Below are 2619 nucleotides of genomic sequence, written 5' to 3' on the forward strand. Positions count from 1 at the left end.
CAGACATGTCTGGCCCACCTCGCATGTCTCAAACAACACCCCATGCGCCCGTCGAAGCTTTCACCAGCCATTTTGTCAAGGACTCACGGTCAAAGCGCCAGAGACATCTAACCTTGGTCGCAAGTCGGGAATCTACCCCCACTTGGGCGGTGGCAGGAACGACCGGAACCGACTTGCCTCCCGGCACCCGGCGGTGCGTTTCTACAGGTCACAGGTGGTCTGCACGGATGGCCATCGAACACCGAACCGCGCGCAGGTCGTTCAGCGTCGCGGTTGACGTGTCGCGCGTTATCAATCTCGACGAGGATCGCGGCCTGGGGACTGCGCGAGTCCGACGACAACCCGCTCCTGGCGCTGACTCGCGGCCGGTATCGTTTGCCCTAGAGACGTACGTACAGGTACCGTACACTACAGCTGATCAGTTAAGGAGATGTTGTCGTGGCAGTCAAAGCGAAGCGCTTCGAACTTCGCGCGGAGGAGGCAACCCTGGACCGCATCCAGCTAGCCGCCAACGTCGTGCATGAGCAGACCTCGGAGTTCGTCCGGAAAGCCGCGATCCAACGTGCCGAGGACATCCTGCGCCAAGAGCTGTTAACGGTGATGGAGCCCGAACAGTTCGACAAGCTGATGTCCTCGCTCGATGCTGCCGACGCTGCACCACGACTTGCGGCAGCCGCACGCAAGCCTGCGGCGTTCAAACGGCGTTGAGCAATGTTCGAGTCCGCGCGGCTCGACGACGCGCACACGCTGGAAGGGTTCGACTGCGGCAATGAGTCACTGAATAGCTGGCTGATCGAACAGGCTCGCCGCGCGGACAGCAGCAGAGTAGCGCACGTTTACGTATGGACCCCGCACGGAGAGCCGAAGGTCTGCGCCTATTTCGCCATCTGCCCCACCGAAATCGTGCGGAAAGACGACGGCGTGTCGGGGTCGATGGCTGGGGGCTATACCCGCATACCCGGATATTTGATTGCCCGTCTGGCCATCGATGCAGCGCTGCATGGCCAAGGGTACGGCGAGCAGCTACTCCTAGACGCACTGGGGAAAGCCGTTGCCGCGTCGGAGATCGGCGGAGGGCGGCTTGTCGTCGTTGATGCGATAGATGACCAAGCTCAGTCGTTTTACGAGCACTACCACTTCGTTCCCGTCCGGCACCGCGAGCGCCGCCTCGTGATGAAGGTGTCCACAGCGGCCAAGGCGCTCGGCGAGCGCTGGCACGACTCGACAGCAGACTGAACGGCGGGTTTCGCAAGTGGCGTGAAGCCCGCCAGGCCCTTGCACAACGATGTCGACACGTTGGCGGTACGCACAATGCCAGCTGTAGCTGCGTCGGGCTTCCGAGGCGTCGATCGGCGTTGCCGCCCGCCCGTGCATTGGGCCGACTTATGCGGATCACCTCAGATGTCTCAAATAACACCCCTGACTCGATCATTGCTCCTACCAGCAAGTTTCGCCAGCGACCAACGCCGAAATGACCGAACGACATGAGGTTACTCGCAAGTCGGTGATCTACCCCCTTTGCGGTCGAGCCGTGTCAGAGGCTCGGCAGCGGTTTCTAATTTGCCGTGATCTTCGGTGTTGGAGTCGACCGTGTCGAGGGGCGCGCACCGTGTGTCAATGTTGATGGATATCACGCTCGGTGAGAGCCGGTGTTCCGCTGTGGGGTGAGCCACTGTTCCGTTGGCTGGTGAGCCACTGCGGCGTTATCGGGTGAGCCGTGGCACCGCTGCGCCAGTCGAGGTGCGGGTGTGCGCGCAGGATCGGTGTTGGCGTGGGACCGGTGCCGGCGGGACGTGTGGTGCCTCGTCCCGCCGGACGCTGGTCAGCCGAGTTGGCTGAAGTGCTTGCGCATTGATTCGTCGCAGGTCAGCACGGTGGCGTGAGCGTTGGTGGTGATGCGGTCGATGATCGCGTCGGCGAGAATCTTTTCCTCCATGCGGTCGTGCCACTGTTCGGGCGGCAGCTGGGTGCAGTAGATCGTCGATGCCGCCTTGTGGCGCCGATCGATCAAGGTGTGTAGCTGCTGGATCTGCTGGCGGCTCGGCGTGGTGAGGAACCAGTCGTCGATGATCAATAGCTCCACTTTGACCAGGGCGTCCAGGCAGCGTTTTCGCTCCCCGGTGCGTTCGGCGATGGTGAGCCGGTCGAACAGTTCACCGGCCGGCAGGTAGAGCACACTGCGGTACTGCTGGCAGGCCTTGTTGCCCAATGCGCAGGCCACATAGGTCTTCCCGGCGCCGGTCGGGCCTTGCAGGATGACGTCCTGGTGGGTTTGCAGGTAGTTGCCGACGGCGAGCCGGGTGATCAACTCGGTGTCCACGCTGCGGCCGGGCATGGCTTTGATGTCGGCGATGTCGGCGGCGGGCTGGGCCAGTGCCGCGTGTCGGCGCAGCCGGTGCAGCTTGCTGTTGCGGCGGCGTTCATATTCCCAGTCGACGGCCATCTTGACCATCTCCGGGCCGGTGGGCCGTTGCGCACCGGTGGTGGCGGCGAGGTTCTCGAAGTACTCGGCCATGCCGGACAGGCGCATCGCCTTGAGCCTGGCCAGGGTTTCGGTATCGATCATGCCGGGCCCCCGTCCTGGCCGTAGTAGTCGGCGCCGCGCACGAACCCGGCGTC

At 63.2% G+C, this 2619-nt stretch carries 3 protein-coding genes; 2 read left to right on the top strand and 1 reads right to left on the bottom strand.

Translation table 11 applies throughout. From position 1 onward, the window contains the following. The first annotated feature begins 438 nt into the window (after positions 1 to 438). Entirely contained in the window at positions 439 to 708 is a 270-nt protein-coding gene (locus AC2VOP_RS21540) for a type II toxin -antitoxin system TacA 1-like antitoxin (protein ID WP_407689298.1), read from the top strand. A gap of 3 nt (positions 709 to 711) precedes the next feature. Further along, positions 712 to 1236 carry a GNAT family N-acetyltransferase gene (locus tag AC2VOP_RS21545; RefSeq protein WP_407689297.1) on the top strand — a complete coding sequence of 175 codons (525 nt, stop codon included), beginning with the start codon at positions 712 to 714 and terminating at the stop codon, positions 1234 to 1236. Positions 1237 to 1822: 586 nt separating this feature from the next. On the opposite strand, the gene AC2VOP_RS21550 is transcribed toward AC2VOP_RS21545, so the two are convergent. After that, positions 1823 to 2619 (bottom strand): ATP-binding protein (locus AC2VOP_RS21550; RefSeq protein WP_486962855.1); only part of this gene is annotated, 797 nt, incomplete at its 5' end.

Source organism: Mycobacterium sp. TH-M106 (assembly GCF_057473765.1).